Genomic DNA, 7,942 nt, shown 5'->3' with positions numbered 1-7,942 from the left:
TTACTTTTTTATCGCTTTTCTCACAATCCGTTAGGATTGCAAGGGCAGTTTCACTCGTTGTTCAGTTTTCAAAGAGCAATCTTTTCTTTCGTGTCAACCGCGTATGTCTCATCGGCGACAAGAAATAATATATCACAGGGGCCCAGTTAAATGCAACCCCTTTTTATAAGTTTTTTCAAACATTATTTTATCGGTAAGAACGTGCATTCAACGCATAACGCGAAAGCTCTTTCGGGGAGGCGATTCGGGCGTACATCCGGAAGATGATCTTATACCTTCTCGTAATTGCTTGCTTGATGTCTCCGTCTAATCTGGAGTCGCTTAAATCAAGCAGCATTTCATCCAGTTCCTTGCGAAGGACGTAGTCGAGTTCTTTGCATTCTTTATCGTTGAATAGTATTCCGAGCATAGCCGTAAGTGACCCCCTTTTGATGTAAAGCGCACCTAAACCGTCCACAAAGGAAAAAAGCAACGTCTCACGCAACATGCGTTTCGACACTGCTTTATTGTTATGCTCAAATATTGGTAAATTTATTACAACGATAATAACCAAGTTGTAATTGTGCTTTCAATAATGGACGCGACAAGCAACGAAATCGTAAGAATAATCATAACGGGAACGGTCCTTATAACGAAAAATTCCATCTCCCTGCCTATCCCCGGCGCTTTGGCCCGCGCGAACAAAACGATGCCTAATCCCTTGAATGCCAGAACTCCGAAGCGAAGACCGTACGCGCATGCGATAATGATTGCGGGTATTTCAATAATGCCATGAGGAAGCAGCCCTTTAAATATAAGCTCCAGCACAACACCTCCGCCCTGCTGCTCGGCCACATGTTTCAATAAATAGCCAACGACCATGCCGTTAACGACAAGAAAAAGAAGAGGTAAAATACCGAACATTGCACCTAAATACATGACGAAAATCGATTTGATCGCATTGTTCAGAAAAATAACGATCATCATCGTTAAGGTAGGATTATTGGATTGATCGATCATATTAGACAGCTCGCGTAATCCCTCTATCTGGCTAGTCAGAAAATCTCTAAAGGCCGGATTGGTGCCTCCGATTACCATCCCTGCGAAAAACAAAATGAACCCAAATGCGATATAGCCTTTCATTTGCTTAAAATGGTCTATAATCGACCGCCACTTGAACATATACATAGCCTCCCGAATACGAATGTTGACAACTTGTACGAATATCTTTGGTATATGAGCATAGATTTTAGTAGAACAAGCTTCCATTAGAGAGGAGAGCCCTTCCCTATGAACGTTTTTTATGTGTTGAACGGCCGTAAGCTGAAAAAGTATTTTTTGATTGCTATCGCCGTCGTATTTTCCATTGGTATCATCTATGCCGAGCGCGACAACATCACGGTATTCGCTCCGCAGCAGCCGGCTGCAATCTACAGTGTTCCTACAGAGAAAAAAGTCGTTGCGTTAACCTTTGACATCAGCTGGGGCGATAAACGTACAGAGCCCATACTGAACGTGCTCAAAGAAAAGAACATCAAGCAGGCTACCTTCTTTTTATCATCGCCTTGGAGCCAATCCCATCCCGACATCGTGAGGAAGATTCAGGAAGCCGGCTATGAAATCGGCAGTCACGGCCACAAGCACGATAATTACAGTAAGCTTAGCGATGAGGAAATACGCAAACAAATTACAACGGCGCACACCATTCTCTCCAATATCACCGGCAAGCAACCGAATTTGATACGGCTGCCGAACGGCGATTTTGACAAACGGGTGCTTCGCATCGCAGAGGAACTGCAGTATAAAGTCATTCAATGGGATACCGACTCCCTGGATTGGATGAATATCGGTACGGATAACATCATTAACCGGGTCGTTACACGCGCCCATCCGGGTGACATCATCTTGTTTCACGCAAGCGATTCCGTTAAACAGACGCACGAGGCGCTGCCGGTCGTTATTGACCAGCTCCGTGAGAAGGGTTATGACTTCGTCACGGTAACCGACTTGATCTCTCAAACTGAAATCGACGGCAAAACCGTGCAGGACAAGGCAACCTCCGCCTTCCCGCAGCTCGATGCCGCCGCTTCGGATTATTAATTTAGACAACCGGCTTTGCAGCGATCGCTGACGAGCCGGTTGTTTCTTTTTTGAGCAAACGATGCATCATCATAATTTGGTATGCATTGCAAGCGAACAATGGGACGATCATAAAGATAATAGCCGATACATTCGTATCCCCTTTTATCGCCGGCCATGCTTCAATGAACGTGACGACAACCATCAGAAACATGGTGGGTACCAGCGCCGTTTTGTTAGTTTGCTGTACTTTGAACCGAGCAACAAGCCCAGACACAATAAGCAAGCAAAGCGGGAGAACCCAGAAGAACCAATTATTTAAAGCTTTTTCGTACAAAATATATCCTAAGCCTACAGCAGCGAAAACGGTTGTGTAGCCCTGTAAAGCATTCCATAAGTATTTTTTGCCGAAAACGCTGAGTGCAATGTAATTCAAGGTCATGTATGCAAAAAAGCCCATTTGACTGAATGCGCCGATCATGAGTCCGACCATTGCCATCATTAAAGCATTAAAGCCGACAGCCTTGAATCCCAAAAAACCAAACTCCGGATCCGCCCACTGCATGACCGCCCCGGTTACGACGCATACGATCGCCCCGACAGCCATGCTGCTCCAAAATAAAAAGAACCACTTTTTTAAATTCACGTTCCGTATCCTCCTGAACATTTGTGTATATTCACGTTTTTTATTCGAGGCGCAAGCTTGCTTCCGCATTACCCTTTATTTTACCACGTTCACAACAAAAAGCTAACAGCTGTCCATGATAATACGGTGAACAATGTGCATAATAAGATCACGAAACAATATTTTCGGAACAGTTTATACATCCCCATCGATTACATGAGTACTCATATAGAAGGGAGCAAGAAAAATGCGTATAAGGCGGGCTTTATTGTCGGTTATCACAGCTATGGCCATTTTATTGACAAGCTGCGGCGCTGAGCCGACAGGCGGAAACGAACAGGTTAGCTATAAGGATCTGAAATCGATGGTTATCGATATTTTGAAAACAGAGGACGCGCAGAAGGCGTTACAGGAATCGTCGCAAAATATGTCCGGCTACAGCGGTCAGGTTTCCAAGCTGCTGTCGATTCAAGATCAAGAAGAAGTCCGTTTAGCGGTTAAGGATGTTCTCGTATCCCCTGATTATGACAAGGTCATCAAAAAACTTATGACAGATATTCGTTTCGCAGGAGAGTTTGCGAAGTCGGTTAATAAACAAAACAAAGAAATCCATAAGGAACTTCTCAAGGATCCGGTTTATCAAGCTGATTTGGTAAAGGTACTGAAAAATCCGGAAATGGATAAAATGATTCTTGAGGTGCTGAAAAGCACGCAATACCGCAAGGAAGTCATGTCGCTCATGCAGGAATCGATGCAAAATCCGCTGTTTAGGCTTGAAGTGCTTGATCTTTTGAAAAAAGCCGTACAGGAGCAATTGGAGCCAAAGCCGGACGAGAAAGTCGAAAAGAAGAAGGAAGGCGGAGAAGAAGACGGAGAGGAAGGCGGAGAGGAAGGCGAAGAGGAAGGCGGAGAGGAGGAAGAACAGCAAAGCGAGGAAGCAAGTTCGGAAGAGGAAGAAGGCGAATCCGGCATGTAATGCGGAACTTTTGGATAAATGCGGCTAAAGAAAAGCCCGAATGTATGATCTGCGTTGCAAGGAGTGCTTGCTTCGCATGACAATCGTTCGGGCTTTATCGTTAGGATGACGTAATATATATTGGATAGTTTAGGAATGTTTTGCCGGCTCTTATCAGGTGCATTTGCGCAGAACGCTGTCTGCAAGCTCCAAATAAAGCATACCCGTGTCGGAATCCGCTTTGTAAACGGATGGTGAAAAATCGGGCTCGGACGGATGGTTGTCCGGTGCGCCAAGCGGTATTTGCGCGAGCAGATCGGCATGAAGCGTTTCTGCGAGTCGTGCGCCGCCGCCACGTCCGAATACGTATTCCTTCTCGCCAGTCGATGTCGATACATAGTAGGACATATTCTCGACGACACCAATAATTTCATGCTCAGTCTTGATCGCCATCGCCCCTGCTCTTGCAGCAACGAAGGCAGCGGTCGCATGCGGCGTCGTTACGATAATTTCTTTGCTTTGCGGTATAATCTGATGCACATCCAACGCTACATCGCCTGTACCAGGCGGCAAGTCCAGCAGCAAATAGTCGAGCTCGCCCCATTCAATTTCCTGGAAAAAATTGCGGAGCATTTTGCCGAGCATCGGGCCGCGCCATACGATCGGGCTGTTGTCTTCTACGAAGAAGCCCATCGACATGACTTGGACGCCAAACTTCTCGATCGGGATGACCCGCTCATTCACTACGGCTGGGCGCTCCTCTATGCCCATCATATCGGGCACGCTGAAGCCGTAAATGTCGGCGTCGATGATCCCGACGCGCTTGCCCCTGCGGGCTAAGGCGACCGCGAGATTGACGGTCACCGTTGATTTGCCGACGCCGCCCTTGCCGCTGGCGACGGCGATGAACTGCACCCCGCTGCTCGGATCCAGCAGCGGGCTCGCAAGACCGGCCCCATGGCCCTGTACGGGCGCGGGGCCGCTTGCTTTGCCGGCGCCGGCGCTGGCGGCATTCGCCGCCTTCGGCGCTGCAGCTGCCGCTGGCGGCGGCGGAGCCCCGCCTGCGCCAGCCGCAGGCGCGGCCTCGGCCGCACGAAACCGGCAGTGCACGGTTTCGGCGCCCAGGCGCGCCAGCGCCTCGCGGAGCGAGGCTTCCAGCGCGGGCTGCGCAGCCGCGCTAACCCCAAGGACCGTCAACGATACTTGACGGTCCCTTACCATGACATCGCGGAACGTTGCCTGCTCCGCGGTAAATTTTGCCGTCACAGACTCGACGGCCTCGATTGCTTGCTCACGTGTTAGCATAGATTTTTGTCCCACCTTTATGTAATGACGATTATTTAATAGTCATTATAGCACAGTATGCTATTCCGTTATCGTCTCATCCTCCATCATGCTGCCGCTCAGTTTCTCCCCTGAGCTGTACCTTAGTATGCCCTCATATATGGATGCGGCAACCTGCCGTTGATAATCGGTATCCGCAAGCCGCTCGGCTTCACCCGGATTAGACAGGAATCCAACCTCTACCAGGGCGGCCGGAATATTCTCGAGCGCCTTCAGCACATATACATCCTTCACCACTGCCGCGGTCCGAGTCGTATTTTCGAGATTGCGTTTAATTTCGTCTTGTATGAATGAGGCCAGGGTACGATTATCTGGATGATTGGCAGGGTGATAAAAGGTTTGTGCTCCCGACCATTTGGTGGATGGGATGCTGTTCATATGTATGCTGATCACGGCTGCCGGCTTGCTCTCTTTGATGACTGACACACGCTTTTTCAAATCCTCCGTCTTGCGCTTGCTGTAGGCCCGCGCATCTCCTGTAGCCAAGTCATAATCTCCTTCCCGGGTCATGACGACCATTGCTCCGGCTTGCTGCAAATAATCGCGCAAATAAAGTGCAATCGACAGATTCAAATCCTTTTCGATCACCCCTTGCTTGCTTGCGGCACCGCCGTCCACTCCCCCGTGCCCCGCATCAATCGCAATGGTTTGGCCGGATAACGGCAATGTCCAATAGGACCATGTTCTTGTAACCGGCATCGATTGATTTAGCAAAATGCCAGTCATAGCGATGACCAATATACCGATTCCGATACGAATTGCCCCTTTATACGTCATCCATATGACGACATGCCGACCAATCCGGCGCATAAAAAAACCACCTCGTCTTCCATCTGAATGAATAAGCGGCATCTCTGGCTCAAGCAAGCCATATGCACACTTTCATTTATATGGGACGAGATGGTTATTTATGAGACAAACCTATATCAAAGACTTATGAGTTAGCCTACAGGCAGCTCAGACATGCCTTCAATAAGGATCTTAGCCACTTCAGGACGCGAAAATTCAGGCGGCGGACATACGCCGTCACGCAGCAAGGCGCGAACCTTCGTACCTGAAAGCGTCAAATGGTGCTCCTTGTCATGCGGACAAGTTTTCGATGTTGCCATATTTCCGCATTTCGTGCAGAAGAAACTATGTTCAAAGAAAAGCGGCGTAATGCCCAGATCTTCGGCCGGAATCGTTTTTAGCAAATCTTGAGCTTCGTACGTGCCGTAGTAATCGCCTACGCCAGCGTGGTCACGGCCAACGATAAAGTGCGAGCAGCCGTAGTTTTTACGAACGAGCGCATGGAAGATCGCTTCACGAGGTCCGGCGTAACGCATCGCTGCCGGGAAAACGCCAAGGAATACGCGATCCTTCGGATAGTAATTTTCCAGCAAAGCCAGGTAACTCTTCATCCTTACGTTCGCAGGAACGTCATCGGACTTCGTTTCGCCTACAAGCGGGTTAAGGAAAAGCGCATCGACAATTTCCATTGCCGTTTTCTGAATGTATTCATGAGCGCGGTGAACAGGGTTGCGGGTTTGAAAGCCAACAACTGTTTTCCAGCCCTTCTCCGCAAAGATGCGGCGAGTTTCAGAAGGGTCAAAATAAAACTCATTGAACTTCTCCGGCTGCGGACGGTTCAATACGGTAATCGCTCCGCCAACATACGTAGCTGAACGCTCCATTAGCTTCTGTACACCCGGGTGCGCAAGATCATCCGTTTTGAATACGTTAACCGCTTCAAGTTTCTGATCCACCTTATAGATGCTATCGATATCTATAACGCCGTAGATGACGCCGTCTTCTCCGATAAGCGCTGCACGTTCGCCCGCTGTGAACGATGCCGCTTTTGCTTCATCAACGGCCAGAGTGATCGGAATACTCCATACCATGCCATTCGCAAGACGCATGCTTTCGACTACCGAACGGTAGTCTGCTTCGTTCATGAAGCCTTCCAGCGGAGAAAATGCGCCTACGCCGATTAAATCAAGATCGGAAATCGCCCAAGTGTTGATTGTAATAGCTTTTAAAACCTTTGCTTCAGCTAATAACGCTTCACGTTGTCCGCCCGCAGCGATACGATTAACGAGCTTTCCGCCGTGTGGTAAAATTTGACTCATAATACGAATTGCCTCCTCAAATATAAAACTTATTTATGCAAGCCGCACTCTGTTTTCTCTTGACCGGACCAGCGTCCAGCACGCGGGTCTTCACCAGGCATAACTTTACGTGTGCATTGCTCGCAGCCGATGCTTGGGTAGTTTTGGTCGTGAAGCGGATTATAGATCACATCGTTCTCACGAATGTAGTTCCATACATCCTCAGTTGTCCAGTGAGCGATAGGATTAAATTTAACCAATCCGAATTTTGTATCATATTCGATCTTCTTCGAATTTGCGCGCGTAGGCGCTTGATCGCGGCGAATTCCTGTAATCCACGCCTCGTACTTAGATAAAATGTCGGTAAGTGGCTTGACCTTACGGATATTGCAGCATGCGTTCGCATCGGATTTCCACAGCTCTTCTCCAAATTGCGCAGCTTGCTCCTCAGGCGTAATTTCAGGCTTGACTTCAACGAAAGGAATACCAGGATAACGCTCTGCCATGCGGTCGCGCGTCTCATAGGTCTCCTTGAAATGAAAGTCCGTATCCAAATAGAAAATTTCCGTTTTCGGACTAATTTTTTGAAGCATGTCAACCAGGACGACGTCCTCAGCGCCGAAGCTGCATGCAAAAGTGATATTAGGGAAAGTTTCTACCGCAAAGGCGATTATTTCTTCCGGCGTCGCGTTTTCAAGCTCAACCGCTTTTTGCGCGATAAGCGCTTCTTTTTCAAAAAGGTTCATAGTCATGCCCTCCGTCATTAATTCCTAGTAAATTAGTCTGTAATAAAATTATACGTCCAATACGGTCAATGTTCAACAATAAGTTTAGACCAAAAAGAAATAAAGTTTTTCCTTTTTTGTGAACACT

The 7,942-nt window shown here is 48.1% G+C and carries 9 protein-coding genes; 2 read left to right on the top strand and 7 right to left on the bottom strand.

Going from position 1 to position 7,942, the window contains the following annotated elements; all coding sequences use genetic code 11:
• Positions 1 to 187 precede the first annotated feature (187 nt).
• Positions 188 to 409: a hypothetical protein gene (locus L1N85_RS17895; RefSeq protein WP_076338936.1), complete on the bottom strand. Its 222-nt coding sequence runs from the start codon at positions 407 to 409 to the stop codon at positions 188 to 190.
• Positions 410 to 534: 125 nt separating this feature from the next.
• Positions 535 to 1,161 carry a stage II sporulation protein M gene (locus L1N85_RS17890; protein WP_235240417.1) on the bottom strand — a complete coding sequence of 209 codons (627 nt, stop codon included), beginning with the start codon at positions 1,159 to 1,161 and terminating at the stop codon, positions 535 to 537.
• A 108-nt stretch (positions 1,162 to 1,269) separates the two neighbouring features.
• Here L1N85_RS17890 and pdaB point away from each other — a divergent pair, with 108 nt between their 5' ends.
• Positions 1,270 to 2,079 carry a polysaccharide deacetylase family sporulation protein PdaB gene (pdaB, locus tag L1N85_RS17885; protein ID WP_235240416.1) on the top strand — a complete coding sequence of 270 codons (810 nt, stop codon included), beginning with the start codon at positions 1,270 to 1,272 and terminating at the stop codon, positions 2,077 to 2,079.
• 1 nt (position 2,080) lies between these two features.
• On the opposite strand, the gene L1N85_RS17880 is transcribed toward pdaB, so the two are convergent.
• A complete protein-coding gene (locus L1N85_RS17880; RefSeq protein WP_235240415.1) occupies positions 2,081 to 2,704 on the bottom strand; it encodes a KinB-signaling pathway activation protein in 624 nt (207 codons plus the stop codon).
• Between the two features lie 226 nt (positions 2,705 to 2,930).
• Here L1N85_RS17880 and gerD point away from each other — a divergent pair, with 226 nt between their 5' ends.
• Positions 2,931 to 3,659, top strand: a complete 729-nt coding sequence (gerD, locus tag L1N85_RS17875; RefSeq protein ID WP_235240414.1) for a spore germination lipoprotein GerD — start codon at positions 2,931 to 2,933, stop codon at positions 3,657 to 3,659.
• A gap of 153 nt (positions 3,660 to 3,812) precedes the next feature.
• Here gerD and L1N85_RS17870 read toward each other — a convergent pair whose 3' ends face one another.
• From L1N85_RS17870 to L1N85_RS17855, 4 genes are all read right to left on the bottom strand, one after another.
• Positions 3,813 to 4,943, bottom strand: coding sequence for a P-loop NTPase (locus L1N85_RS17870; protein WP_235240413.1), 1,131 nt, complete (start codon positions 4,941 to 4,943; stop codon positions 3,813 to 3,815).
• Between the two features lie 60 nt (positions 4,944 to 5,003).
• Entirely contained in the window at positions 5,004 to 5,792 is a 789-nt protein-coding gene (cwlD, locus tag L1N85_RS17865) for an N-acetylmuramoyl-L-alanine amidase CwlD (RefSeq protein WP_235240412.1), read from the bottom strand.
• Between the two features lie 131 nt (positions 5,793 to 5,923).
• Positions 5,924 to 7,090: a sulfate adenylyltransferase gene (gene sat / locus L1N85_RS17860; RefSeq protein ID WP_235240411.1), complete on the bottom strand. Its 1,167-nt coding sequence runs from the start codon at positions 7,088 to 7,090 to the stop codon at positions 5,924 to 5,926.
• Positions 7,091 to 7,119: 29 nt separating this feature from the next.
• Positions 7,120 to 7,815 carry a phosphoadenylyl-sulfate reductase gene (locus L1N85_RS17855; RefSeq protein ID WP_235240410.1) on the bottom strand — a complete coding sequence of 232 codons (696 nt, stop codon included), beginning with the start codon at positions 7,813 to 7,815 and terminating at the stop codon, positions 7,120 to 7,122.
• Between the last annotated feature and the right edge of the window lie 127 nt (positions 7,816 to 7,942).

Origin of the sequence: Paenibacillus alkaliterrae (assembly GCF_021532375.1) — a bacterium.
GTDB lineage: Bacteria > Bacillota > Bacilli > Paenibacillales > Paenibacillaceae > Pristimantibacillus > Pristimantibacillus alkaliterrae.
The sequence above is the reverse complement of the archived record's forward strand: the minus strand, read 5'-3'. Positions and strand labels throughout refer to the sequence as shown.